This is a genomic window from Olsenella sp. AGMB03486 (genome assembly GCF_040884255.1).
Classification (GTDB): Bacteria; Actinomycetota; Coriobacteriia; order Coriobacteriales; family Atopobiaceae; genus Olsenella_L; species Olsenella_L kribbiana.
The window spans coordinates 115,049-141,063 of record NZ_JBEVTM010000003.1; the positions used below are offsets into that span (position 1 = coordinate 115,049).

The 26,015-nt window shown below is 60.2% G+C and carries 21 protein-coding genes; 14 read left to right on the forward strand and 7 right to left on the reverse strand.

The window, feature by feature from the left end; translation table 11 throughout:
* The first annotated feature begins 1 nt into the window (after nt 1).
* The 6 genes from aroB (at nt 2) to ABVS03_RS02470 (ending at nt 7,847) form a co-directional block, all read left to right on the forward strand.
* Nucleotides 2-1,093, forward strand: coding sequence for a 3-dehydroquinate synthase (gene aroB, locus ABVS03_RS02445; protein WP_368017879.1), 1,092 nt, complete (start codon nt 2-4; stop codon nt 1,091-1,093).
* A gap of 3 nt (nt 1,094-1,096) precedes the next feature.
* Complete coding sequence (aroA, locus tag ABVS03_RS02450) at nt 1,097-2,419, forward strand: 3-phosphoshikimate 1-carboxyvinyltransferase (RefSeq protein WP_368017880.1); 1,323 nt, start codon at nt 1,097-1,099, stop codon at nt 2,417-2,419.
* Nucleotides 2,420-3,556: a chorismate synthase gene (gene aroC / locus ABVS03_RS02455; RefSeq protein WP_368017881.1), complete on the forward strand. Its 1,137-nt coding sequence runs from the start codon at nt 2,420-2,422 to the stop codon at nt 3,554-3,556. It abuts the gene before it with no gap.
* A gap of 8 nt (nt 3,557-3,564) precedes the next feature.
* Nucleotides 3,565-5,994: a prephenate dehydratase domain-containing protein gene (locus ABVS03_RS02460; protein ID WP_368017882.1), complete on the forward strand. Its 2,430-nt coding sequence runs from the start codon at nt 3,565-3,567 to the stop codon at nt 5,992-5,994.
* A gap of 135 nt (nt 5,995-6,129) precedes the next feature.
* The gene (locus tag ABVS03_RS02465; protein ID WP_368017883.1) at nt 6,130-7,119 is read left to right on the forward strand and encodes a type II 3-dehydroquinate dehydratase; all 990 of its coding nucleotides are present in this window, start codon (nt 6,130-6,132) and stop codon (nt 7,117-7,119) included.
* Nucleotides 7,120-7,316: 197 nt separating this feature from the next.
* Nucleotides 7,317-7,847, forward strand: coding sequence for a TMEM175 family protein (locus ABVS03_RS02470; protein WP_368017884.1), 531 nt, complete (start codon nt 7,317-7,319; stop codon nt 7,845-7,847).
* 61 nt (nt 7,848-7,908) lie between these two features.
* Here ABVS03_RS02470 and ABVS03_RS02475 read toward each other — a convergent pair whose 3' ends face one another.
* Nucleotides 7,909-8,508 carry a 5-formyltetrahydrofolate cyclo-ligase gene (locus ABVS03_RS02475; protein ID WP_368017885.1) on the reverse strand — a complete coding sequence of 200 codons (600 nt, stop codon included), beginning with the start codon at nt 8,506-8,508 and terminating at the stop codon, nt 7,909-7,911.
* A 170-nt stretch (nt 8,509-8,678) separates the two neighbouring features.
* Here ABVS03_RS02475 and trpS point away from each other — a divergent pair, with 170 nt between their 5' ends.
* A complete protein-coding gene (gene trpS / locus ABVS03_RS02480) occupies nt 8,679-9,734 on the forward strand; it encodes a tryptophan--tRNA ligase (RefSeq protein WP_330971981.1) in 1,056 nt (351 codons plus the stop codon).
* Between the two features lie 94 nt (nt 9,735-9,828).
* Here the strand turns inward: trpS and argF are convergent, their stop codons facing one another.
* Complete coding sequence (gene argF, locus ABVS03_RS02485) at nt 9,829-10,833, reverse strand: ornithine carbamoyltransferase (protein ID WP_368017886.1); 1,005 nt, start codon at nt 10,831-10,833, stop codon at nt 9,829-9,831.
* A gap of 190 nt (nt 10,834-11,023) precedes the next feature.
* On the opposite strand from argF, the gene ppk1 reads away from it, so the two are divergent.
* The 5 genes from ppk1 (at nt 11,024) to ABVS03_RS02510 (ending at nt 17,054) form a co-directional block, all read left to right on the forward strand.
* Nucleotides 11,024-13,639: a polyphosphate kinase 1 gene (gene ppk1, locus ABVS03_RS02490; protein WP_368017887.1), complete on the forward strand. Its 2,616-nt coding sequence runs from the start codon at nt 11,024-11,026 to the stop codon at nt 13,637-13,639.
* A gap of 3 nt (nt 13,640-13,642) precedes the next feature.
* Nucleotides 13,643-14,992 (forward strand): 23S rRNA (uracil(1939)-C(5))-methyltransferase RlmD, encoded by a 1,350-nt coding sequence (gene rlmD, locus ABVS03_RS02495; protein ID WP_368017888.1) that lies wholly within the window; start codon nt 13,643-13,645, stop codon nt 14,990-14,992.
* A gap of 219 nt (nt 14,993-15,211) precedes the next feature.
* Nucleotides 15,212-15,397, forward strand: coding sequence for a ferredoxin (locus tag ABVS03_RS02500; RefSeq protein ID WP_330971985.1), 186 nt, complete (start codon nt 15,212-15,214; stop codon nt 15,395-15,397).
* 69 nt (nt 15,398-15,466) lie between these two features.
* Nucleotides 15,467-16,081 (forward strand): nucleoside triphosphate pyrophosphatase, encoded by a 615-nt coding sequence (locus ABVS03_RS02505; RefSeq protein ID WP_368017889.1) that lies wholly within the window; start codon nt 15,467-15,469, stop codon nt 16,079-16,081.
* Nucleotides 16,074-17,054: a P1 family peptidase gene (locus ABVS03_RS02510; RefSeq protein WP_368017890.1), complete on the forward strand. Its 981-nt coding sequence runs from the start codon at nt 16,074-16,076 to the stop codon at nt 17,052-17,054. Before ABVS03_RS02505 ends, ABVS03_RS02510 begins: the two co-directional genes overlap by 8 nt.
* A 76-nt stretch (nt 17,055-17,130) precedes the next feature.
* Here ABVS03_RS02510 and ABVS03_RS02515 read toward each other — a convergent pair whose 3' ends face one another.
* Together ABVS03_RS02515 and glf are read right to left on the reverse strand one after the other, a co-directional pair.
* On the reverse strand, nt 17,131-18,165 hold the full coding sequence (locus ABVS03_RS02515; RefSeq protein ID WP_368017891.1) for a glycosyltransferase family 2 protein: 1,035 nt from the start codon (nt 18,163-18,165) through the stop codon (nt 17,131-17,133).
* 7 nt (nt 18,166-18,172) lie between these two features.
* A complete protein-coding gene (gene glf / locus ABVS03_RS02520; protein WP_368017892.1) occupies nt 18,173-19,372 on the reverse strand; it encodes a UDP-galactopyranose mutase in 1,200 nt (399 codons plus the stop codon).
* 201 nt (nt 19,373-19,573) lie between these two features.
* Between glf and pta the strand changes: the two genes are divergently transcribed.
* On the forward strand, nt 19,574-20,551 hold the full coding sequence (gene pta / locus ABVS03_RS02525; RefSeq protein WP_330971990.1) for a phosphate acetyltransferase: 978 nt from the start codon (nt 19,574-19,576) through the stop codon (nt 20,549-20,551).
* 126 nt (nt 20,552-20,677) lie between these two features.
* Here the strand turns inward: pta and pckA are convergent, their stop codons facing one another.
* Nucleotides 20,678-22,273, reverse strand: a complete 1,596-nt coding sequence (gene pckA / locus ABVS03_RS02530; RefSeq protein ID WP_330971991.1) for a phosphoenolpyruvate carboxykinase (ATP) — start codon at nt 22,271-22,273, stop codon at nt 20,678-20,680.
* 356 nt (nt 22,274-22,629) lie between these two features.
* Here pckA and ABVS03_RS02535 point away from each other — a divergent pair, with 356 nt between their 5' ends.
* Complete coding sequence (locus ABVS03_RS02535; RefSeq protein ID WP_368017893.1) at nt 22,630-23,511, forward strand: aldose 1-epimerase family protein; 882 nt, start codon at nt 22,630-22,632, stop codon at nt 23,509-23,511.
* Between the two features lie 649 nt (nt 23,512-24,160).
* Here ABVS03_RS02535 and ABVS03_RS02540 read toward each other — a convergent pair.
* Together ABVS03_RS02540 and ABVS03_RS02545 are read right to left on the reverse strand one after the other, a co-directional pair.
* On the reverse strand, nt 24,161-25,339 hold the full coding sequence (locus ABVS03_RS02540) for an acetate/propionate family kinase (RefSeq protein WP_330971993.1): 1,179 nt from the start codon (nt 25,337-25,339) through the stop codon (nt 24,161-24,163).
* A gap of 221 nt (nt 25,340-25,560) precedes the next feature.
* Nucleotides 25,561-25,911, reverse strand: coding sequence for a histidine triad nucleotide-binding protein (locus ABVS03_RS02545; protein WP_330971994.1), 351 nt, complete (start codon nt 25,909-25,911; stop codon nt 25,561-25,563).
* Between the last annotated feature and the right edge of the window lie 104 nt (nt 25,912-26,015).

Below are 26,015 nucleotides of genomic sequence, written 5' to 3' on the forward strand. Positions count from 1 at the left end.
CATGGCTGAGCATACGATAGAGGTCCCCACTCCCACGAAGCACTATCTCTGCCATGTGGGTGCGGGCATCCTCTCCGAAGTGGGCACCTATGCAAGGAAGGCTGCTGGCGGCAATTGCGCCTGCATCGTGAGCGACTCCAACGTCGCCCCGCTCTATGCAGACAAGGTAGCATCCTCGCTCGAGAAGGCAGGCTACCGCGTTGCGAGAAGCGTCTTTCCCGCAGGAGAGGAGCACAAGCGCCTCTCGACGCTCGAACGCATCCTCGAAGACATGGCCGATGCCTCGCTTACGCGTGACGATATCGTCGTCGCTGTCGGCGGCGGCGTCACAGGAGACATGGGCGGCCTTGCCGCTGCCCTCTACCAGCGCGGCATCGAAGTCGTGCAGGTGCCTACCTCGCTTCTTGCAATGGTCGACTCCTCTGTCGGAGGAAAGACAGCTGTCGACCTCCCCGAAGGCAAGAACCTTGTCGGCGCCTTCTGGCAGCCTGCTTCCGTTGTCGCCGATGTCGACTGCTTCAAGACGATCTCTCCCGACCTCTTCCGCGACTCCTGCGGCGAGGTCATAAAGCACGCCGTCCTTTCCGACCCCGATCTCTTCAGCCGCCTCGAGAAGACGCCGCTCACGACGCCTGGCCTCTCGGAAGACGAGCTTGCAGACGTCGTTGCCAGAAATATCGAGATCAAGCGCGATGTCGTGGCGACCGACGAGAAGGAGCATAGCAGGCGCCAGGTACTCAACCTGGGACATACGATCGGACATGCCGTCGAGGCTGCTTCCGACTTCGAGCTCGGCCATGGCACGTGCGTAGGGATAGGGCTGTGCTGCATGGCATGGGCGGCCGAGAAGAAGGGCTGGTGCGACGAAGCCACAGCGACACGCATCGAGCGTCTTGTCGAAGCCCATGGCATGCCCACCGACACCCCCCTTCCCCATGACACGATCCTCTCGTTTGCCGCACATGACAAGAAGCGCCATGCCTCGTCCGTGAATATCGCTGTGCCTGAGGCCATAGGCAAGGTCTCGCTCAGGACCGTATCGCTCGATGAGCTGAGAGAGCTCATCGACCTTGGCTGCGGAAGGAGCGTCTAGCTGATGGATATGACCGTCTTCCCCCATGAGCTTGGCGGCACGGTCGAGGCCATCGCCTCGAAGTCCGTGGCACACCGCGCCCTCATCCTCGCTGCCCTCTGTCCGAGCCCGACCGATATCGTCTGCAATGCGACATCGAAGGACATCGATGCGACAGCGCGCGTGCTCACTGCCCTTGGTGCCAAGGTCATGCGCACCGAGGCAGGCTTCCATGTGGAGCCGCTCCAGGGGACCTCTGCTACAGACAATATCCGTCAGGGCAGGAAGAATGCCGTGCTGGACTGCGGAGAATCGGGCTCGACCCTGCGCTTCATGCTGCCCGTCGTCGCTGCCTTGGGATCGGGTGCGAGCTTCACAGGACAGGGACGCCTCGCCGCGCGTCCGCTCTCGCCTCTCTACGAGCTCCTCGCCGCTGGCGGCTGCATGCTCTCTCCTCAGGGGACGTTCCCTCTGACCCTTTCGGGCAAGCTCAAGGAGCGCTCGTTCCGCATTCCGGGCGACGTCTCGTCGCAGTTCGTCTCAGGACTCCTTCTGGCCTCGCCTCTCATGGCGGGACCGGTGCGCATCCTCGTAGAGGAGCCGGTCGAATCGCGTCCCTACATCAATCTCACGATCGATACGATGCAGCGCTTCGGCATCGATGTGATGAGCGCACCTGAGACCGCAGAGGACGGGACGAGGTGCCTCGCGATCATGGCATCGCCGGCATCGACCCCTCCGACCTCACCAGGCACCTTCGTCGTCGAAGGCGACTGGTCGAATGCCGCCTTCTGGCTCTGCGCAGGAGCACTGAGCGAACACCCTGTCTCCATCACCGGCATGGATCTCGCAAGCGTCCAGGGAGACCGCAACATACTGGGCGCGCTTGCCCTCTTCGGTGCCCGGATCTCCCGCAAGGATTTCCGCGTCACGATCGTGCATGACAGGCTCGATGCCATCTCTATCGACGTGCATGACATACCGGACCTTGTGCCGGCACTTGCTGCCGTTGCCTGCTACGCGAAAGGAACGACGCACCTGACGAATGCAGGGAGGCTCCGTCTCAAGGAGTCCGACCGTCTCAAGACGTGTGCCGCCGCACTCAACGCAATGGGTGCCCAGGTCACGATCGAGGACGACTCCCTTGCAATCGAAGGCACGGGGTCGCTTTCAGGCGGCACCGTCGATGCGGCAAACGATCACCGCATCGCAATGGCGGCAGCCATTGCTGCCACGAAGGCAGACGGTCCGACCAAGATCGTCGGTGCCGAATGCGTCCAGAAATCATATCCTGCCTTCTTCGAGGACCTCTCCTCGCTCGGCGGGGTTGTCAGGAAGGAGTCCTAGATGCCATCGACCATGGGAGAGACGCTTACAGTCTCCGTCTTCGGCCAGTCCCATTCCGAAGCCATTGGCTGCGTGATCTCCGGCCTTCCTTCCGGCATCAAGATCGACATGGACGCCGTGAAGGAGGTCATGGGAAGACGTGCTCCTGGACAGGGCGCCTGGACGACGCCCCGCAAGGAAGCAGACCTGCCCGAGGTCGTCTCCGGCCTCGATGCAGAAGGCCTCACCTGCGGGACCCCTCTTGCCTGCATCATCAGGAACACGAATACCCGCTCCCAGGACTACAAGAACATCGCCCAGGTTCCGCGTCCGGGCCATTCCGATTTCTGTGCCTGGGCGAAGTGGGGCTCTGCCCACGATATCAGGGGCGGCGGCCATTTCTCGGGCAGGCTCACAGCCCCTCTCTGCTTTGCCGGCGCCATCGCGCTCCAGATCCTTTCGGAGCAGGGCGTATCCATTGCAGCGCACCTCTCGCGCATAGGAGATGCGGCCGATACGCGCTTTGCTGCCTTCGAGAACACCCCTGAATCCCGAGAGCTCCTGGCCCAGCAGATAGCCACGATACAGAGGCATGAGACGACACTTTCCGTGATCGATGCCAGTGCATCCGAAGCGATGCTTGGAGAGATCGACAAGGCAAGACGCGCCAAGGATTCCGTCGGCGGCGAGATCGAATGCGTCGCCACCGGCCTTCCCGCAGGCATCGGCTCGCCCATGTTCGACGGTATGGAGAACATCCTGGCACGCAATATCTTCGGCATTCCCGGCGTCAAGGGCATCGAGTTCGGCCGCGGCTTCGAGATGGCACACATGCATGGCTCCGAGAACAACGATCCCTTCATCGTCGAGGATGGCGCATGCGTGCCGGCCACGAACAATGCCGGCGGCATCCTGGGCGGCATCACGACCGGAGCACCGCTCCTCTTCAGGATTGCCATGAAGCCGACCTCGAGCATCTCGCGTCCGCAGCAATCCGTCGATCTTGCCCATATGGAGCCCGCCGAGCTCGAGGTCCATGGCCGCCACGACCCCTGCATCGTCACGCGTGCCGTGCCGGTCGTCGAGGCAGTCACAGCGCTGTCTCTCCTCGATGCCTGGCTCAGCTACCCTGCCGATACCCTCTTCCAGAAGAAGTGAGGACGTCCGTGAGAGAACTTTCCGAAATCCGCGCCGATCTCGACCGCATCGATACCAGCATTCTCGGCCTCTTCCAGGAGCGCATGGCGTGTGCCGACGAAGTGGCTGCCTACAAGAGCGCCCACAACCTGCCGATCCTCGACAAGACCCGTGAGCGCCAGAAGCTCGCAGCCGTCGCCGAAGCCGTGCCTGCCCAGTACCGCAACTATGCACAGGTACTCATGGGCCTTCTCATGGAGGCAGCACGAGCCCAGGAATATGACGACCTCGGTGTCATGAGCAATGTCGGCACCCGCATCTATGATGCCATCCAGCATGAGCCGAAGCTCTTCCCGCAGACCGCCTATGTAGCCTGCCAGGGCGTCGAGGGCGCCTATTCGCAGATAGCGGCAGACCGCATCTTCAAGCACCCGACGATCTCGTACTTCGACTCCTTCGACGCAGTCTTCCGTGCCGTCGAGGAGGGCTTCTGCCAGTACGGCGTGCTTCCCGTCGAGAACTCGACCGCCGGCACCGTGAATGCGGTCTACGACCTGATGATGCAGCACAACTTCTCGATCGTACGCTCGACACGCATCAAGATCGATCACAACGTGCTCGCAAAGCATGGCACCGAGCTCTCGGACATCCGGGATATCTATAGCCATGAACAGGCAATCCGCCAGTCAAGGCAGTTCCTCTCGGCGCATCCTGAGATGAAGGTGCACGTCGTCGAGAACACGGCAATGGCAGCAAAGATGGTCGCAGAGAGCGACCGCACCGATGTCGCTGCCCTTTCGAGCCGTGCCTGCGCCGAGCTCTATGGCCTCGATATCCTCGCCCGTTCCGTCCAGGACACCGGCAACAACTTCACGCGCTTTGCCTGCATCGCAAAGGACCTCACAATCTACCCGGGAGCCGACCGCTCCTCCCTCATGCTGATCGTGAACCACGAGCCGGGAGCCCTCTACAAGGTGCTCTCCCGCTTCTATGCCCTCGATATCAACCTCGTGAAGCTCGAGAGCCGCCCGCTTCCGAACCGCGACTTCGAGTTCATGTTCTACTTCGATATCGAATGCCCTGTCGAAGCCCCCGAATTGCGACCCTCATCAATTCGCTCGGCGACATCTGCGAGGAATACCGCTACCTCGGCAGCTACCGCGAGATCGTTTAGGAGTTCCATGGATACAAATGCCCACCGCTTCGGCCTTCTTGGCAGGAAGCTCGGCCATAGCTACTCGGCCCTCATCCACAAGGAGCTGGGAAGCGCACCGTACGATCTGATCGAGCTCGAGCCCGAAGAGGTAGAGCCATTCGTGCGCGAGGGCTCCTGGCAGGGCCTGAACGTCACGATTCCCTACAAGAGGGATGCTGCACGTCTGGCAGATGTGCGCTCAGAGCGCGTAGAGCGCCTCGGCGTCTCGAACACGCTCGTGAAACGCGCCGATGGCTCGATCTTCGCAGAGAACACGGATGTCCTGGGCTTTGCGTATCTCCTCGAGCGCTTCTCGAGAGAGGAGCTGGGGGCAGCATCTGCCAAGGATGCGCTCTCCGGCAAGCCTGTGCTCGTGCTCGGAAGCGGCGGCGCCAGCCAGGCTGTGCAGGCAGCTCTCAGAGATGCCGAAGCCGAAGTCTCTGTCATCTCCCGCAAGGGAGACGACACCTACGAGACGCTTCTCGAGCGCCACGCCGATGCCTCCCTCATCGTCAATACCACGCCTGTCGGCATGTATCCTTCCTGCCCCGCAACGCCAGTGGATGAGGAGACGCTAGCGAAGCTGTCCCGCCTCGAGGGCGTCCTCGATGTGGTCTACAACCCCAGGCGTACCGGCATCTGCCTTGCTGCAGAGAAGCTCGGGCTCCCGTCTGCTTCAGGCCTTTCCATGCTTGTCGCCCAGGCCTACTTTGCAAGCGAGCTCTTCCAGGACAAGGATATCCCCGAGGAGGCCATTGCGAAGATCGAGCAGGACATCCTGGCCACGACAGACAATCTTGTCCTCATCGGCATGCCAGGATCTGGCAAGACGACGACAGGCAAGCACCTGGCGCACGTTCTCCACCGCCCCTTCATCGATATGGACGATGCCTACCAGATGGAATATGGCAGATCTGCCGCAGAAGCGATTACGGAAGACGGCGAGAAGGCCTTCCGGCAGCAGGAGAGCGCCCTTCTTGCAAAGACTGCCTCGCGTTCGGGCCTTGTGATCTCCTGTGGCGGAGGCGTCGTCACGGTTCCTCAGAACTACCCGCTCCTCCACCAGAACTCCTTCATCATCATGCTCGACCGTCCCATCGAGACGCTCGAGACGAAGGGACGCCCGCTCTCCCAGAGCAAAGGCCTGGAGAAGCTCGCCGAGGAGCGTCTGCCGCTCTACCGTGCCTGGGCAGACCTCGTGCTTCCCTGCACCGGGACGCCGAAGGGCGATGCGGCGGCAATCATTGCGCGCCTGGGGCTGTAGGTCCGAACGAAAGCTGAATGATTCATGCCGTTTGCAGACCCCTCGGCCCGTCCGCCGCTGGCCTCTTCCATTGGGGCGTCGAACTCCATAGACTGAGAACGGCAAACTACTTGTTTCTAATTACGAAGGCACTTCATGGATGAACGAAATACGGCCGAACTTGTGCTTTCTGCAGTAGGCGGAAAGCAGAACGTGCTTGAGAACACGATATGCATGACAAGGCTGCGGATTAAGGTGGAGAACCCCGATCTCATCGACCGGGAGAAGCTGACGTCCATCGCAAGCGTTCTCGGCATGACCAAGAGAGGCTCGAATGGCATCGAGGTCGTGTTCGGCCCGAATGTAATCGACGATATCTACCAGTCGTTCCAGCAGCTCTGCGATATCTCGCAGGATATGGAGCCTGAGAGCCAGCCTGCAAAGGCAGCGCCGGTCGTGCCGCCCGAGCGCAGGCGTTCCTACAGCATCCAGGTCAAGGCCAACTCTGAGCGCTCCCGCTCAGACATGGAATCCGAAGATCTCGACATGCTTCGCTCGATGTTCCCGGACAGCTCCTCTCCCAAGAGCGTTCCCCAGAAGGAAGTACCGAACGTCTCACGAGGCCCGAAGCTTGCGCCCTCTGCTCATGCAGATGAAAAGCAGTCAGCTGCTGGGAAGGATGCTCCCCACAAGCGCCGCCTTCTTGTCATCAACGGCCCGAACATCAACATGCTCGGCATCCGCGAGCCGGAGCTCTATGGCACCGAGGACTTCGGGGCGCTTCTCGTCCTCTGCCAGAAGACCGCGAAGGAGACAGGCTTTGATGACTGCTTCTGCTTCCAGTCGAACCACGAGGGAGACATCGTCGATGAGATCCAGGATGCCTGGCAGGTATTCGACGGCCTTGTGATCAATCCGGGCGCCTATACGCACACGTCTGTCGCAATCCTCGACGCCATCAAGGCCATCCAGATTCCGACCATCGAGGTCCACATCTCGAAGGTGAACGAGCGCGAATCCTTCCGCCAGATCTCCTATGTGCGCGAGGCAGCGTTCGAGACCATCATGGGCATGGGCATTCAGGGCTACCGCAAGGCCATCCTCGATATGCGCGACTACCTCGACAGGCAGGAGCAGGAAGCCTAGCCGTCATCTGCAGAGCACAAGTTCAGAAAAGCCGCCTCCTGGGCGGCTTTCTTTATGGGCAGCACATCTTCATGGCTCCTGCCAGCATGCACTGCGTGCATGCTGATTTGCTGAGCCTCCCATCTGAAGCCTGTCCCATGAGGCAGAGGCTTGTCTCGAAGAGAACATCCAGCCAGATCGTCTCGGAAGGACAGACCATGAGCAAGGAACGGCTTGCAGCATTCGCTGATGCCATCCTCGCTCTCATCATGACCATACTCGTGCTTGCTCCCGATGCACCGAAAGAGCCCACGCTCGAAGGCTTCTGGGACCTCCGCATGAGCTATTTCTCCTATGTCCTTTCCCTCTTCTGGCTGGGCTCGCTCTGGATGGGACTCAACGAGGTTTGGGACACGGCCGGGCGCATAGACAACGCGTGTGTCATGTGGACGCTCGTGCTGCTTTTCTTCGCCTCTCTCATCCCCTACACGACCGACCTCGTCAGCAGGCATTTCGACAATCGCATCATGCAGTGCGTCTATGGCCTTGTGGTCCTTGTCATGACCGGTGCAAACTGGATGCTCCATCGGACCCTCGAGAAGCCGAATGCCGATGTCGAGGTGTTCCTCGCTTCTTCCCGCAGCTACCGCCATCTTCTCGGCCCCGACATCGCAATCAAGCTTGTCGCCCTGGCTGCATCTGCAGCCATCTGGCCGCCTGCCATGATGTGCGGCGTGCTTGCCGCTTGAGCCTATTCCTTCTTCATGCGCTGGAAGGCGACCAGGACAGCCTGAGCTATGGATTTAGGCCCTACCGGTAGCTGATGCGGAAGCAGCCCATATCGGTGACAAGCGTATCCACATGGATATCGTGGTCACCACGAGGCAGAGGATTCGAGCTCACCTGCATGGAGCGGGCAAGGCCAAGCTTCTCCCCCATATAGAAAGCAAGGAAGCGGTCGTAGTAGCCAGCACCATAGCCGATGCGATAGCCTTCTCCGTCAAAGACAAGGCCCGGCACAAGGCAGACGGACCCCTTGCACATGGCAGGCTTGACAAGACGCTCTTCATCCGGCACGGGCTCCAGGATTCCGAGAGTTCCTGGCACGAGCTCTTCGAGAGATCCTATCTCGAAGAATTCCATCTTCCTGCCTGGCAGGCACTTCGGCACGGCAACCCGTTTCCCTGCAGCAAGCGCATCTTCGATGATACGGTGCGTATCGATTTCGTCTGCAAACGAGACATAGGAAAGGACGAGGTCGGCTGCTTCATACTCAGGCAGCGCCTCCACTGCCTCGCGGATGAGGTCGTCGGCATTCCTGCGCACGACCGAGGATGTGGCACGCCGCATGATCAGATACTGCTGGCGGATGGCGGTCTTGTCTGCATCGAAGCCACATGAACTAGGCATGCAACCGTCTCCTCCCGATCGTGGTTCCGGAACGCAGGCAATTCCGGCACCTTCTCTTCCTGCCTTCGGCTAAGCCGTCACGAACGTCTGCTACCATTGTAGTCCGTGCGTAAATTCCGTTGGATATGCATATCCAACCGTAACACAAGCTTGAACGAGGAGATGCCATTATGCCAAACGAAGGCAGCTACGAAGCGGCGCTTGAGCGCTCCAACAAGATCCAGACGGACATCGAGTCCGGCAAGACCGAAGGCTATACCATGCTCACGGGCGACCGTCCGACCGGACGTCTGCACCTCGGCCACTATTTCGGCACGATCCGCGAGCGCGTGCGCCTGCAGAACCTCGGCGTCAAGACGAACATCGTGATTGCCGACTACCAGGTCATCACCGACCGCGACACGACCGAGCATATCCGCGACAATGTATACAACATGGTCATGGACTATCTCGCCTGCGGCATCGACCCCGAAAAGACCATGATCTTCACCCACTCGGCGGTCCCTGCCGAGAACCAGCTCATGCTGCCCTTCCTCTCGCTTGTCTCCAAGTCGGAGCTCGAGCGCAACCCGACCGTCAAGGCCGAGCAGGAGGCATCGGGCCATACGCTCACCGGCCTTCTTCTGACCTACCCGGTCCACCAGGCCTGCGACATCCTCTTCTGCAAGGGCAACATCGTGCCCGTGGGCCGCGACCAGCTGCCGCACATCGAGATCACGGACAAGATCGGCCGCCGCTTCAACGAGCGCTTCAACGCGAAGGTCTTCCCGGAGGTAGCAGGACTCCTCACCTCGACGCCGCTTCTTCCCGGCCTTGATGGCCGCAAGATGAGCAAGTCCTACGGCAACGCTATCTCTCTGTGCATGACCGAGGAGGAGACAGCGAAGCTCATCAAGAAGTCGAAGACAGACTCCGAGCGAAACATCACGTTCGACCCCGAGAACAGGCCGGGCGTCTCGGCGCTCCTGACGACGGCAGGCATCTGCACGGGCCGCGACCCCAAGGAGATTGCAGACGAGATCGGCATGGGCGGCGCAGGCCAGCTCAAGCGATACACGACCGAGGCTGTGAACACCTACTTCGCCCCGATCCGCGAGAAGCGCCACAAGTACGAGAATGACCTCCCCTACATCCAGGATGTGCTGCATGAGGGGAACCGCAAGGCACAGGAAGTGGCCGAGAAGACCTTGGAAGAGGTCCGCGAGGCTATGGGCATGGTGTACTAGCACCTGAAGGAAAGATAGATATTCAAGACGAAGCGGAGCCTCTGCAACCTGCAGGGGCTCCGCTTCCTGTCAATGCTCTCTGAGACGTACAGGATTACTCGGGGTCCTTGAGCGTTGCATACATGACGGCCTTGATCGTATGCATTCGGTTCTCTGCCTCGTCGAAGACGCGCGAACGCGGGCCCTCGAAGACGTCGTTTGTGACCTCAAGCTCGGGCAGGCCATACTTCTCGAAGATCTTCTCTCCGATCGTGGTCTTCCGGTCATGGAAGCTCGGCAGGCAGTGCATGAAGATCGCATCGGGGGCTGCGACCTCGAACATCTTCTCGTTCACCTGGTAGGGACGCATGAGCTCGATCCTCTTGCCCCAGAGCTCGTCGGGCTCGCCCATGGAGACCCAGATGTCCGTATAGATGACAGAAGCATCCTTTGCACCTTCAGCGACATCGGGCGTGAAGGTGAGATGAGCGCCTGTCTCGGCGGCAATCTTCTCGCAGGTAGCGACAAGACCCTCTTCCGGCATGTTCTCCTTCGGTCCGCAGGCACAGAAGTCGATGCCGAGCTTTGCGCAGACGACCATGAGGGAGTTGGCGACGTTGTTCCTGGCATCGCCCATGAACGTGAGCTTGCGTCCGTGCAGGTCGCGTCCGAACTCCTCACGCATCGTGAGGATGTCTGCAATCATCTGCGTCGGGTGGAACTCGGTCGTGAGGCCATTCCAGACCGGGACGCCCGCATACTTGGCGAGGGTCTCGACGCGCTCCTGCGCGAATCCGCGGTACTCGATACCGTCAAACATGCGGCCCAAGACCCGGGCCGTATCCTCGATGGACTCCTTCTTGCCCATCTGCGAGGAGCCGGGATCGAGATAGGTGACATTCATGCCGAGATCGTGGCCGCCGACCTCGAACGAGCAGCGTGTGCGCGTCGATGTCTTCTCGAAGAGGAGCACGATGTTCTTGCCCTCGAGGTAGCGGTGCGGCTCCCCTGCATGCTTCTTGCGCTTGAGCTCTGCCGAGAGATCGAGGAGATACTCGATCTCTTCAGGAGTGAAATCGAGAAGCTTCAGAAAGCTCCTGCCGCTGAGGTTCACGCTCATGTATTTGCCTCCGACTCGTCATATGGCCTGCAGTGTGGATTAAGCGTAGCGCATGCAGACGTCGAACATGTTTCGGGCATACGATATCGGCGTAACCATCAGGCTTTACATTCAGCTGAGATGCCAGCTGCTAGAATATATCTGCTACCTCTTTTACATATCTCTGCCCCTTCGAAAGGAAGGCAAGATCATGGTTACAGCAGATGCAGGCAACGCTGCCAATCAGGACGCCGCGACGAAGGCCGTGCCCGACGCTGCACCTGAAACGGATTCCGTCAGCACCGATCTCGAGCACCGCGCTGCCAAGTTCGCCGACAACGAGACCGAGATCGACGGCGAAGGCAAGCGCAAGCGCGACTACTCCTACACGCAGAACCGCGAGGTGAGCTGGCTGCGCTTCGACAACCGCGTCCTCGATGAGGCCTTCGACCCATCCGTGCCGCTCTTCGAGCGCTTCAAGTTCGTCTCGATCTTCTCCTCGAACCTCGACGAGTGGTTCATGATCCGTGTCGGCGGCTTGACGGACCTCTCGGCCTTGAAGAAGCAGCCATCCGACAACAAGAGCAACATGACGCCCTCCGAGCAGCTGGCCACGCTGCTCTCGCTTCTGCCCGAGTATCTCGAGAAGCATGACCGTGCCTTCGAGGAGCTCGAGGAGGCGCTGGCAGCCCATGGCCTCATCCATGTGTCTGCCCAGGACCTGACCGACGCCGACATGGTGTCTCTTCACAAGAGCTTCGAGACGCAGGTCGCCCCTGTCATCTCGCCTCTGGTCATAGATCCGAGGCACCCGTTCCCGAACCTCAGGAACGGCGTCCTCTATGTCCTCACCTCGCTTGACGGCCCGGAGGAGTCCGGCGTCCTCGGCATGATCGAGGTGCCGCCTTCGCTCGACCGCATCGTGATGCTTCCGGGCGATGACCGCCATATGCGCTATGTCCTGCTCGAGGACCTCATCATCCAGGAGCTCGGCAGCTGCTTCGGCTCCTATGTGCCGGCGGGCGCCGCCACGATCCGCGTCACCAGGAACGCCGACATCGATCCTGACGGCGAGGGCGTCGAGGAAGAGGAGGACTACCGCCTCCACATGAAGAAGGTGCTGAAGAAGCGCATGCGCCTTCAGCCGATCCGCCTCGAAGTCGAGGGCACGCTCTCCAAGAACCATGAGAAGCTCATCCGCAAGGAGCTTGGCCTCACACCCGAGCGCGTCTTCCATGTGCGCTCCTCGCTCGACCAGGGCTACATCTTCGCGCTCGAGGACATGATCCCGAAGTCCGAGCGTGCACAGCTCCTCTACAGCCCGTTCGAGCCGCAGCTGTCGCCGATGGTGAAGAAGGGCGTCCCGATGAGGGAGCAGATCGAGGACCACGACGTCCTGCTCTTCTATCCGTATGAGTCGATGGATCCGCTTCTCGACCTTCTGCGCGAGGCATCGACCGATGACTCCTGCATCACGATCAAGATCACGCTCTACCGTGTCGCGAAGCACTCCCGCCTCTGCGAGAGCCTCATCGCTGCTGCCGAGAATGGAAAGGATGTCACGGTCTTGATGGAGCTCCGTGCCCGCTTCGACGAGGCGAACAACATCGCCTGGGCAGAGCGCCTCGAAGATGCCGGCTGCACCGTCATCTATGGCCAGGAGGGCTACAAGGTCCATTCGAAGATCTGCCAGATCACCTACCACGACGGCGGCAAGTTCACGCGCATCACGTGCCTTGGCACCGGCAACTTCAATGAGAAGACCGCACGTCTCTACTCCGACTTCATGCTCATGACGGCACATCCGGGCATCGGCGAGGACGGCAATGCCTTCTTCAGGAATCTCTCGCTCGGAAACCTTGCCGGCCGCTACAAGTATCTTCGTGTCGCCCCGATCGGGCTCAAGCCCCAGATCATGGGCGGCCTTGACCGCGAGATTGCACGTGCCCGCGCAGGCGAGCCTGCCCAGGCCTTCCTCAAGATGAACTCGCTCACCGACCGTGACGTGATCGACAAGATCTCCGAGGCCTGCGAGGCAGGCGTCCGTGTCATCCTGATCGTCCGCGGCATCTGCTGCATCAAGGCAAACGTGCCCGGCAAGACCGATGGCCTCATCGTCCACCAGATCGTCGGCCGCTTCCTCGAGCATGCCCGTGTCTACGCCTTCGGCGCCAAGATCGACACGGTCTACCTCTCGAGTGCCGACATGATGACAAGAAACACGGAGCGCCGCGTCGAGATTGCCTACCCGGTGAAGGACCCTGTCTGCCGCCAGCTTGTGATCAAGTACATGAACCTGCAGCTTGCCGACAATGTGAAGGCACGCCAACTAACCGTGGATGGCACCTGGGAGCCGATTCCGAGGGCAGAGGGCGAAGCTGCCATCAACAGTCAGGATGAGCTCATGAAGCTTGCCTGGAGACGTTCGCATCCCGGCCTCGAATCCACGCCGGTACCTGAGATTCCGACCCTGCTCGAGCCGTTCGTGTCTGATGCAGACGCAAAGCTCGCTGCCGAAGAAGAGGCGCGCGAGGAGGCAGAGGCAGCAGCACCTGCACCCGCTCCGAAGCATGCTGCTCCTGCACCTGCTCCTGCAGCGGCACCCGAGCCTATCCCCACACCTGCACCGGAACCTGCACCGAAGGCCGCAGCTCCTGCAGCGGCACCAGCGGCTGCACCCAAGCCCGCTCCAGCGCCTGCAGCGGCACCTGCACCGAAGCCAGCGCCGCGCCCCTACCAGGCTCCTACGCCTCAGCCTTCGCGCCTTGCCCGTGCAGGGCACCTCTTCGGCGAGGCCTTCAGGACCCTCTTTGGGGGTGACCGCTAGCACATGGCAGAAGCAGCATCGAAGACCATACAGCTCAAGATCGACCGGCTCACCTATGGACCGGACGCCATAGCCAGAGACGAAGATGGCCGTGCCATCTTCGTCCAGGGCGCCATTCCCGGCGATACCGTCGAAGCAGAAATCTATGAAGAAGGGCAGCGCTTCGCGAAGGCGAAGACGGTCCGTATCCTTGAGGCATCGCCTGACCGTGTGAAGGCACCCTGCCCCTTTGTCGGCATCTGCGGCGGCTGCCCCTGGGGCAATATCAGGTACGAGGCCCAGCTCGAGGCCAAAAGGGCTCATGTCGTGGATGCGCTTGTCCGCATCGGGCACATCCCCCAGGACCGAGCAGAGAAGCTTGTCCTTCCCTGCGCCGCGCCAGGAGATCCTTGGGGCTACCGCAACAAGGTCGAGCTTGCCTTTGCCCGTCAGGGCAAGCGCACCATCGTCGGCATGCATGCTCTCGATGGCTCTGTCATCAAGGTCCCGACCTGTCCGCTTCTCCAGAAAGGCTCAGAGAAGCTCGTGAAGGCAGTATCTGGCTCCGTGACCTATCTTGCGAACTTCCACGGACTCACGTTCGACCGCATCGGCATCCGCACCTCCGCCCGCACGCATGCAACGGAGGTCGCCCTCTGGACGTCTCCTTCTGCCTTCCCGCGCGCTGCCGCCGCGAAGGTCATCACCGAAGGCGCCAAGGTCACCTCGCTCGTGCGAGTCATGTCCAAGGGACCGCAGAAGGCACGGAAGATTGCAGGTGTCGAGTGCCTGGCAGGAGATGGGTTCTGGTCTGAGCGCCTTGTCCACAACACAATGCGCATCTCAGCCCCTTCCTTCTTCCAGGTGAACACGAAGGGCGCAGAGACGCTCGTGCACACGGTCCTCGACTGGCTCGAGCCTGACGAGGACGATGAGGCGATGGATCTCTACTGCGGCGCCGGCACGTTCACATTGCCGCTTGCCGAGCGCACCTCCTTCGTCTCTGCCGTGGAATCCTATGGCCCGGCCGTCCGCGACCTCAGCCGCAACCTCAAGGATGCCCGTCTCGAGAATGTCGATGCGATCGGCGGCGATGCAGGACGCGAGTTTCCTGATACCGACGCTGACATCATCGTCGTCGATCCGCCGCGTGCAGGACTTGCCGCAGATGTCGTGCACCAGCTCTCCGAGCAGCCGGCACGTGCCATCGCCTATGTCTCATGCGATCCGGCAACGCTTGCCCGCGATATCGCCCGTTTCGAGGAGGAAGGCACGTTCGAGGCCAAGAAGATGCAGCCTGTCGATCTCTTCCCCCAGAGCTTCCACGTCGAGACCGTGACATTGCTCAAGCGCGTGCGTCCTGCCCAGCGATAGATTGTCATCCACAGCAGCAGCCTTTCTCTCTGAGCCTTCGGTCCTTACCGGGGGGGGCTCAGAGAGATATTTTCGGCAGAAGATGGACGGCATTGTCCACCGACTGCCAAAAAGGTTTGCAAGACACTGGCGTTTCTGGGCAAGAAAGTGTACAAAAGGTACGTGCCTGAGCGAGGGGCTCGGGCCACCTTATGTCAGAACAAGTGAGAGGATGACATCATGAAGGCATCTGTCAGCGAAGAGTGCATCGGCTGCGGTCTCTGCGAGAGCACCTGCCCCGAGGTTTTCGCAATCGGCGACGAGGGCACCGCTGAGGCTATCGTCGACGAGGTTCCCGAGGAGAACGAGGACTCCGCACAGGAGGCGGCAGACAACTGCCCCGTCGGCGCAATTACCGTCGAGTAGCATCTGCCATATCTGGCACAGAGGGCGGGGGCTTTTGCCTCCGCCTTTTTTCTGGAAAGAGGTCTTGTTTTGATACTTGCGTCGCAGTCGCCGAGAAGGCTCGAGATCCTCATGCAGGCAGGATTTGCACCCACCGTCGAGCCGGCAGACATCGACGAGACGAGGCATGCCGGCGAGGCCCCCGAATCCTTGGTCGAGCGTCTTGCAAAGACGAAGGCAGAAGCGGTAGCTCACCGCCATGCAGACGATGCCTCCTCCCCTGCCATCCTTGCTGCCGACACGATCGTCTGGCTTGAGTCGGGAGATGTGCTGGGAAAGCCCAGAGATACCGCTCACGCGGAAGAGATGCTCCATGAGCTTTCCGGTGCGACACACTTTGTCTCGACCGGAGCTGCCTTCGTGAAGGATGGCTCTGTGCATTCGCTTGTCGATACGGCCAAGGTCACGTTCTATGAGCTGAGCGATGAGGAGATTGCTGCCTATGTGGCGTCAGGAGAGCCGTCCGACAAGGCAGGAGCCTATGGGATCCAGGGCAGAGGGCGCCTGCTCGTGAAGCATATCGAAGGCGACTTCTACACGATCATGGGACTTCCGCTCACCCGCGTAGTCCGCGAGCTCATGGCACCCTCTTACAGCACAGCTCTCGTCGAAGATATCCTCAGAGGAGGAAACGAGCATGCATAGATCCATCCGTGACATCCCGGGCTTTCTTGCAGGGCACGCAACGCTGGCAGAGGCAGGAACAGGATGCACTGCCATCGTCTGCCCGAAAGGTGCGACAGGCGCTGTGGACGTGCGTGGAGGAGCACCTGCAACACGCGAGACAGACCTTCTCAGGCCCGAGGAGACCGTGAATGTCCTCCATTGCGTCATGCTCTCCGGAGGCTCCGCATACGGCCTTGCAGCCGCTTCTGGCGCTGCTGAGGAGCTTGAGCGCAGGGGTGTGGGCCTCGATGTCGGTGTCGGCATCGTCCCTATCGTCTCCTCTGCCTGCCTCTTCGACCTTGCCTGCGGCTCTGCTACGGTGCGCCCCGGCATGGAAGAGGGCGCCCAATCTGTCGCCAATGCCTTCGAGGAGAAGGATAAGCCGCTCGCCCGCGGCAATGTGGGTGCCGGATGCGGCTGCACGGTCGGCAAGCTCGAAGGGCCTGAGCGCTCCATGAAGAGCGGCCTCGGCGAGGATGTTGAGTCTGCCGGAGAGCTTCTCGTAGGCGCTCTGAGCGCCGTCAATGCTGTCGGCAACATATGTGACCCCGAGACAGGAAAACCCCTCTCAGGACTCCTCTCAGAGGACGGCACGCACATTGTCAACGAAGAGGATGCGCTCATCGCTGCCAGCACATCGCTCGTGATGCCGCTTGCCCGCACGAATACGACGATCTCCTGCATCGTCACGAACGCCCGCCTCACGAAGGCAGAGGCAACAAAGGTCGCGCAGATGGCAGCAGACGGCTACGCCCATGCGATACGGCCGACGCACACGACAAACGACGGCGACACGATCTTCGTGATGGCTTCCGGCTCCCTGGAGGCACCCGTCGACCTCGTCGGCACGCTTGCCGTGCGGGCCATCGAGCGCGCGATTGCGGATGCCGCACGCGAAGCCAGGCCTGCCTTCGGCCTCAAGGCTGCATCGAGCTTCGATTCCGAGATCTGAGACAAGAAATTCCAGAGATAGAAGAAGGCGCCGGTCCAAGGGACTGGCACCTTCTTACGTGTTCTTGTTCAGATGCTCAGTTGAACTTCACGAGCTTCTGGGCGATGTGGTAGATGCCGATCGTGACCTTCTTGCCGGTCTCGGTCGGGAAGTTCGTCGCGATGCCCACAAGGCCGCGGCGCGCCCTCGCGTACATCTTCTCGTCGTAGTGCTGGAGCTCGCACCAGATGGCCTTGAGGTTGTCCTCGGCACCCGGCTTGTCGGAGAGCTTCGAGAAGATCGAGCATACCGCCATCATGAGCGTGAAGTAGTTCAGCATGTAGTTCCTGAGCTTGCGCGACTTGATATCGTCGTACAGGTGGTAGGAATGCATCATGATGCGGGTGATCCTGAGCTGCTGGTCGATCCTGCTCGTCATGACCGACTCATTCACGGACTGGTCCTCGCGGCCGATGAAGTAGCGGTAGAGGTCCACATCGAGGTAATAGAGGGTCTCGCAGCGTGGCAGCGGCACATAGGCATAGATGTTATCCACGTAGAATGTATGCGCAGGCATGGGGATGCCGCCCCGGCGCAGGACGTCCGTGCGGTAGCAGAGCGAGTGCATGAGGAGGTTCTGGCTCATGTTGAAGTGGCCGATCTGGTCCCAGCCCATGATCTTGCCCTTCGGCAGCGCGAAGCCGTAGTCCACGACATTCTGCTTGCCGTCCTCGACATGCTCATATACATAGTTCGTGATCACGAGGTCGACACGGGTATCGGTCTCGATGAACTCGCGGAGCTTTGCCAGAAGCGCCTGGAGCGCGTCTGCATCCAGCCAGTCATCGGAGTCGACGACCTTGTAATAGACGCCGTCAGCGTTCTTGAGGCCGGAAAGGACCGCGATGCCATGGCCGCCATTCGGCTGATGGACAGCCTTGATGATGTCAGGATAGCGTTCCTGCCATTCATCGGCTTTCTCAGCCGTGTTGTCCTTCACGGAGCCATCGTCCACGATCACAATCTGGACATCTTCGGCCCGTCCCGATCCATCGAGGATGGACGAGATGCAGTGGTCCATGTACTCGGCGGAGTTGTAGCAGGGAATGCCGAAGGTTATCGTCTTGCGCATATTCCCCCTAATGATGGGCAATGATCTCGTCGGAAAGCTCGAGAGCTGATGCCGTTACGCCGTCCATATCGTAGTAGCGGTACTCTGCAAGCCTGCCCACCGGATGGAAGTTCACGAGCTTCGCGACACGGTCGCGGTAGCCATGATAGAGCTCGATGTTCTCAGGCTCGTTGATGACATAGTACGGGGTCTCGCCGACGCCCGGAAGATACGTGCGGGAGTACTCGCGCATGATCGTGGTCTTGCCGGGAACGACCTGGCCTGTCATGTTCTTGAACTCCGTGATGCGCGTGAAGTTCTCGGAAACCGTGTAGTTCACGGTGCCGACCGGCTGGAACTGGTCCTCGGGAAGCGTCTCGAAGACCATGTCGACCGTGCGGTACGGAAGCGGACCCTCGTCGAAGCCGAAGAGCTCGTCGAGAGCGCCGGTGTAGATGACCTCGCCGCCATAAGGCTTGCCGCACACCATGACAGAGGTGTCGGTGAGCTGCATGATGGAGCGGACATCGACATCGAGGAAGACATCGATCAGGTCGTGGTTCAGCATGTTCTCGAAGAGCTTCGTGTAGCCATCCTTCGGCATGCCCTGGTGCGGTGCCTGCGGGAAGTAGCGGTCGTCGTCGCCGACGAAGACCGGCACGCGGCCCATGACAGCAGGATCGATCTGGTCAGGAGTCTTGCCCCACTGCTTCATCGTGTAGTGCAGGAAGACGTTCTCGTAGACGTAGTCTGCAACCTCAGCGAGCTCAGGATCGTTCTTCTCGCGGAGCTCGAGGATGGGGACCTTCTTGTCCTGGCCGAACGTTGCGACGAGCTTGCGGTAGAGGTGCTCGCCCTTCTCCTCGCCGAAGGCAAGCTTCAGCGACTGGTGGTTGAACGGCACCGGCATGAGCGTGCCATGGATGTTTGCAAGCACCTTGTGCTGATAGTCCGTCCACTCAGTGAAGCGGGACAGGAAGTCATGCACGCGGTCGTTGTACGTATGGTAGATATGCGGACCATACTTGTGGACGAGGATGCCTGCCTCGTCCTCATAGTCGTAGGCGTTGCCCGCGATGTGGTCGCGGCGCTCGACGATGCAGACCTTGAAGTTCAGGGCCTCTGCCAGGCGGCGGGCACATACTGCTCCTGCATAACCCGCACCGACGACGAGGACGTCGTAGCTGTCAGCATTGAAATTATCCGGCAGACCATGTGCGATATTCATACAACCTCACTGACTGGCGCTTGCGCCACTTGCTTGCCCTATAGAAAAAAGCGCAGCCCCATCAACGCGCTGCGCCCAATGGAGCTTAATTCTTTGAAGATTCTAGCACGCGACCCTATAATGAAAGCGTCCATGACCGAAACGTTTGGCGAGAAGCATACAAACAGCCCATATGCGGCTGGCCTCTCAGAAGGAGCAATGATGAGCAGCTTTCTAGACCGCATGAAGCAGAAGGCCAAGTCTGACCTCAAGACGATCGTCCTGCCCGAGGGCGAAGATCCGCGCACCATCGAGGCTGCAAAGGAGATCGTGAAGGAGGGCCTCGCCAAGCTCGTTATCCTCGGCGACCCTGCCAAGATCTCTGTCGAGGGTGTCGAGGTCATCGACCCCAAGACCGCAGAGAAGCATGAAGCCTACGCCGAGCTCTTCGCCGAGCTCCGCAAGAAGAAGGGCGTCACCATCGAAGACGCCAGGAAGCAGATGGACGACGCCACCTACTTCGGCACGATGATGGTGAAGGCAGGAGACGCTGACGGCCTCGTGTCCGGCGCCTGCCACTCCACGGCCAACACCCTTCGTCCGGCACTCCAGATCCTGAAGACCGCTCCGGGCACCAAGCTTGTCTCTGCCTTCTTCATCATGTGCACGGACAAGGCCGAGTACGGCGACAACGGCACGCTGCTCTTCGCTGACTGCGGCCTCAACATCGCACCGACCGCAGAAGAGCTCTCCGAGATCGCTCTTGCCTCTGCCGAGTCCTGGAAGAAGTACATGAGCTCCGACCCGAAGGTCGCTATGCTCTCCTTCTCCACGAAGGGCTCCGCAAAGGGCGACATCCCGACGAAGGTCCAGGAGGCAACGAAGCTTGCCCAGGAGAAGAACCCCGAGCTTGCCCTCGACGGCGACCTGCAGCTCGACGCTGCCCTCGTCCCGTCCGTGGCTGAGCTCAAGGCACCGGGCTCCGAGGTTGCAGGACATGCCAATGTCCTCGTCTTCCCGGATCTCGAGGCCGGCAACATCGGCTACAAGCTTGTCCAGCGCTTCGCTGGCGCCGAGGCCTATGGCCCGATCCTCCAGGGCATCGCAAAGCCGGTGAACGATCTGTCCCGCGGCTGCTCCGCTCAGGATATCGTGGGCGTCGTCGCAATCACCGCTGTCCAGGCACAGATGGCAGAGTAGCTTCTCTCCACACGCACCTATGGAGGCTCCGGTTTTCCGGGGCCTCCTTTTTCATGCCAGCATCTTCTCTGCATAGAGAAAGAGGGCCCCCGAAGGGACCCTCTCGAATAGGCTCTGAGCTCTTCCCTATTCTGCCGTGGAGCAGGGACCAGCAGCCTTGATCTCGGGTGCCATGTCCGGATACTTCTTGGCGCAGTTCTCCTCGAACATGGAGGCAAGCTTCCTTGCTGCTGCATCGTAGGCACAAGGATCGGCCCACGTGTCACGCGGATTCAGGAGCTCGGACGGGACATCCTCGATTGTCTGCGGCACATCGACGTTGAAGACCTTGTCGTGCACGAACTCAGCATTCTCGATAGAGCCATTGAGGGCTGCTGTGACCATGGCACGGGTATAGGCAAGCTTCATGCGCTTGCCGGTGCCGTAAGGGCCACCGGTCCAGCCAGTGTTCACGAGGTAGACGCGGGTGCCATAGCGCTCCATGCGCTCGCCGAACATCTGGGCATAGGTGAGCGGGTTCAGCGGCATGAACGGCTCGCCGAAGAGCGTCGAGAACGTCGGCTGCGGCTCCGTGATGCCGCGCTCCGTGCCGGCGACCTTCGAGGTGAAGCCGGAGATGAAGTGGTACATGGCGCCATTGCGGTCAAGACGGGAGATCGGCGGAAGCACGCCGAAGGCATCGGCCGTCAGGAAGATGACGACAGAGGGGACCTTGCCGCAGCCCGAAGGATCGGAATTCGGGATATTCTCGATCGGGTAGGCGACACGGGTGTTCTCCGTGTACTTGGCATCGTCGTAGTCGGCCACGCGCTTGTCATCGAGGACGACATTCTCGCAGACAGAGCCGAACTTGATGGCATTGAAGATGTCAGGCTCGGTCTCCGGAGAGATGCGGATGCACTTTGCGTAGCAGCCGCCCTCGAAGTTGAAGACGCCATCGTCGCCCCAGGCATGCTCGTCGTCGCCGACAAGGATGCGCTTCGGGTCGGCAGAAAGCGTCGTCTTGCCGGTGCCGGAAAGGCCGAAGAAGACTGCCGTCTCGCCGGTCTCGGGATCCTTGTTCACAGACGAGTGCATAGGAAGGATGTTGTCCTCCTCGACCGTAAGGTAGTTCATCGTCGAGAAGACCGACTTCTTGATCTCGCCCGAGTAGCGGGAGCCGAGGACCAAGATCTCATGCTCCTGGAAGTTGATGAGGATGCAGGCCTCGGAGTGTGTGCCATCGACCGCCGGGTCACACTTGCAGCCAGGAGCTGCAAGGACCGTGAAGTCAGGCATGCCATACGATGCAAGCTCTTCATCGGTCGGACGCACGAGGAGCTGCTTCGAGAAGAGTGCCTGGCTTGCCAGCTCGCAGACGACCTCGAACTTGCGGGAGTGTGCCCTGTTCGCGCCAGCATAGGCATGGATCACATAGAGGTCACGCTTTGCAAGGTAGGAGCAGATCTTCTCCTTGATGTGCTGGTAGCCTTCGACGCTCATCGGCACATTCACGGTGCCCCAGGCAATCTTGTCATGCACATCAGGCGTATCGACAATGAAGCGGTCCTTCGGAGAGCGTCCCGTATACTTGCCGGTGTAGACTGCGAATGCGCCGGTCGAGGTCAGCTCGCCCTCGCCCTTCTTCAGGGCCTCTTCTACAAGCACGGCAGGAGCGGCGTCGACCAGCACCTTGCCCTCATGCGCTGCAATGCCAGCGTGTGCAAGCTCTTCTTCGATCACGATACATCCTCCTAACGGGTGCGCGCACCTTGCGCGCAGATAGACCATCCTTGAAACCAGCACATAAAATTCTAGCGGACTACAAAAAACTGCATTGAATCGTTAACATGCCGGAAGCGTTTCCGTCATGCAGCCAATCAGGAATCGTTCTGCCCGCCTCACTTCTTGTTCCCTGCTGGGTACCGCACATGCGTCAATTCGTTTCATTTCCGTCCATTTGGACACAGGACGCCTTCCCTGTCTGCAGCCCATCTATCCGTCTGCTGTGCCGCCAGCCGGGACGAGGACCCGTGAGCATGCTTCGGCGCTATGATGGTTGCGTTCTGCATTTCGTGCATATCCTTAAGGAGCTGCCCATGAGCACCATAGAAAAGATCTCGTCCGGTCCCCTTTCTGCTGCAATCGATTCCCACGGCGCACAGCTCATGAGCCTGGCACTCGATGGCACCGAGTACCTCTGGCAGAGGGATCCGAAGTGGTGGCCGAGATGCGCCCCCATCCTCTTCCCTATCGTCGGCGTGCTCAGGAACGGGTTTGCCACGAGCGAGCAGGGCGACATCCATCTCTCCCGCCATGGCCTTGCCAGAAACATGGAGCATTCAGTGGCAAAGAAGGACAGCTCGTCCGTCACGTTCCATGTGGAGTCGACCGATGAGACGAAGAAGAGCTTCCCGTACGATTGGGTGCTCGAGATGACCTATGCAGCAGACGGCGAGAAGCTCTCCCAGACCTATACCGTGAAGAATCCGGGCAAGGTGACGCTTCCCTTCACGCTCGGCGGCCATCCTGCCTTCAATGTGCCGCTAGCCGGCACAGATGAGTCCTTTGAGGACTATGAGCTCCGCTTCGCTGCGCCTTGGGATATCGAGACCGCAGCCATCGACGCAGAGGGCCTTGAGGACTTCAGCCAGATGACCTCGCTCGGCACTTCCGATACGCTTCCGCTCACACATGGCCTCTTCGAGCGCTATCTCACGCTCACGCTCCACGATGTACCGGAAAACCGTGTCCAGCTCTTCGGAAAGAAGAGCGGCCACGGTGTCGAGCTCTCCTTCGACGGCTTCCCCTATCTCGGCGTCTGGTCTGCCGAGAACGACGCACCCTTCGTCGCCGTCGAGCCCTGGGTCGGCATCGCTGCTGCCAAGGACGAGACCGACGAGTTCGAGAAGAAGCGCGGCATGCTCTTCCTCGAGCCGGGAGAAGAGCTTTCCCGCACCTTCACGATCCGTCCGTTCTAGGAGATAGGCCTGGGCGAGCTGCTGAAACGCAGGAATGGGACAAAGCGCTCATCTGCAAGAGACGCATGAGATGGAGGCCTGGTCCGTCTTCTCGGACCAGGCCTCCACATTGTTGCCGAAACCCCGCCTCTGGACACAACCCAGCGCACATCATGCGGAGCCAGGCAGCATCAGTCCTTCTTTGGAAGCCTCTTCCACAGCGACCGGAAGATGAAGAGACTGATAAGGATGCTTCCGAAATAGCCCACATGCCTCCAAGGACGGACATCTAGAGATCCAGCGGGGTGTCCTGTGCCAGCTCAGAATCAGAAGCCCGCAGTCACCGACAAGCTCAAGCTTATGACCACAAGCAGGATGAAGATGTCACGCGTTTCCTTCTTCATGCTGCTGCCTCCTTGCAGGGGTGGATACGGCTGTCGGAAAAGAGAAGTGCGCGGCTGCGATATGGAAAACGTGCATTCAGCCCATATACAGGTTCAGTCTCTCTATCTATCTGTAGCCTCTGATGCTTCGGCAGCCGGCCAATGGAGGCGGGCTATCGGCCCTTCTATAAACATTGGCTTCCAGCATCCGAGCCAAGAAGCCATAAGAAAGGCGGAGCCTCCCGGAGGAAGCTCCGCCTTGTTCAGGACCATATGGGCCTGGGCGATTAGCCGAGGAGTGCCTCGACGTCGAGGGCGATCATGAGCTCCTCGTTCGTAGGAACGACGAGGACCTTGACAGAAGAGTCGTCCGTCGAGATGATACGCGGGTCGCCGGAGCGCACTGCGTTCTTCTCGGGGTCGATCTTGACGCCGAGCCACTCGAGCTCGTGTGCCACTCCGTAGCGCATCTCTGCCGAGTTCTCGCCGATGCCGGCCGTGAAGACCATCGTGTCGAAGCCGTGCATGGACTGTGCCATCTCGGCGATGAGCTGGCTCGTGCGGTAGTAGAACATCTCGAGCGCCATCTGGCAGTTCTTGTCGCCCTTCTCGGCACCAGCCTCGATATCGCGGGAGTCGGAAGAGACACCAGAGAGTGCAAGCAGGCCGGACTGCTTGTTCATCATCGTGTCGACCTCGTCGACCGAGTAGCCACCGACGCGCTGAAGGTAGCAGACCGTAGCCGGGTCGATCGTGCCGCAGCGGGTGCCCATGATGAGGCCATCAAGCGGCGTAAGGCCCATCGTGGTGTCCATGTCGTGGCCATCCTCGATAGCGGAAAGGGAGGCGCCAGAGCCGAGGTGGCAGGAGACGAGCTTGTGCACGTCGCCCTTCAGGAACTCGGAGGTCTCCTTCCAGATGTAGCGATGCGAAGTGCCGTGTGCGCCGTACTTGCGGATGTGCAGCTTGTCCACGACGTCGCGCGGCAGGGCGTAGCGCCATGCCTTCTCAGGCATGTTGTAGTGGAAGGACGTATCGGCGACGATCACATTGCCGATGGAAGGGAACATCTCGCGGCAGATCTCGATTACGTCAGCTTCTGCGTAGTTGTGGAGCGGCGCGAGCGGTGCGACCTCGCGGACCCAGGAGAGGGTCTCGTCGGTGACGACCTTGGACTCGGGGAAGTACCAGCCGCCCTGAACGACGCGGTGGCCGATGCCCTGGATCTTGTCCGTATCGAAGCCTGCCTCGGCGAGGATATCGAAGACATGCTTCACAGCCGTCTTGTGGTCGGGAAGCGCGACCTCGAGCTTCTGCTTCTCGCCGCCACGCTCCTCGTGGCCGATGAAGGAGCCATCGATACCGATGCGCTCGCAGTTGCCCTTGGCATAGACTTCGCGGGTCTTCGTGTCGAGCAGCTGATACTTCAGCGAAGAGCTGCCAGCGTTGATGACAAGTACAATCATGAGTCTCCTCTCTCAGGGAGGGTGCCCTCCCAACACAGACATGTCAATGATACTCTACTTGCCGCAGATATCCCATCCCAGTGCCCATCTCGGCAAGGTGGCGCATTATTCGCATGAGCGCCATCGCTTCATAAAAAAATGCATTCTCAGCAAGGGATTCAATGCATATCCCGCAGAGCAAAAGAGGCGCTGCTTACGCAGCGCCTCTCGCCTCAGGCTCGCTACTTCTTGCCCTCGCCGGCCTCCGGGTCGAGCTTCCTGCCACCCAGGATGTGGATGTGGAAGTGATGCACGGACTGCCCTGCATCGTCGCCGGTATTCGTGATGCAGCGGAAGCCGGTCTTGTCGAGGCCATACTGCTTCGTCACGACGTCGATTGCGTGGGCCATCGCAGCAAGGACCTCAGCCGGCACATTGTCCACGATGTTCGCGTAGTGCTTCTTCGGCACGACGAGCACATGGACCGGCGTGAGCGGATTCACGTCCTTGAATGCCGCCACTAGGTCGTCCTCGTAGACCATATCGGTCGGAATCTCGCCGTTTGCAATCTTGCAGAAAATGCAGTCGCTCATAGCACCTGCTCCTTCCATTCGCGGATGTTGGGTCCAGTCTACTCTCTCAGCTGCGCCGCAAAGCCGAGCTTGGATGCCACAGCTTCGGCACAGACAGCAATCCT